The organism is Methylobacterium sp. J-030, assembly GCF_022829545.1.
Classification (GTDB): domain Bacteria; phylum Pseudomonadota; class Alphaproteobacteria; order Rhizobiales; family Beijerinckiaceae; genus Methylobacterium.
This window is the reverse complement of record NZ_JAKSYM010000323.1, coordinates 1-345: the sequence shown is the minus strand read 5'-3', so window position 1 is coordinate 345 and position 345 is coordinate 1. Positions and strand designations below refer to the sequence as shown.

Here is a 345-nt window from a genome sequence, read left to right as displayed (position 1 = left end):
CCTGCTCCAGGGCGTGTCGCAGTACCTGATCACCCCGGACTACCGAAGCCGCCACGTGTCCTGGCTCTGAGGGACGGCCCGTGACCTCGGTAGCGTCTACCTGCCCTGGCCGCAGGTGTTCGGAGCTCTCGTCTCGCTGGCGGCCTTCGGCGGCCTGTTCCTCCAGATGCCGCGGACCGATTTCGGCCGGACCCTGGAAGCGAGGCGCGAGGATCAGGGTGCCGTCGCTCTGGTCGGCATCGACCGCAACCGGATCTTCGCCCTCGGCTGGGGGCTCGGTGCGGCGCTTGTCGGCCTCGCGGGCGCCGTGCTGACCGTGTTCTACTACATCCATCCCGGCGTCGG

General features: G+C 69.6%; 1 pseudogene. It reads left to right on the top strand.

Annotated features, from left to right (window positions below):
- Positions 1-345: pseudogene (locus tag MKK75_RS36440) on the top strand (ABC transporter permease subunit); the annotation flags it as partial.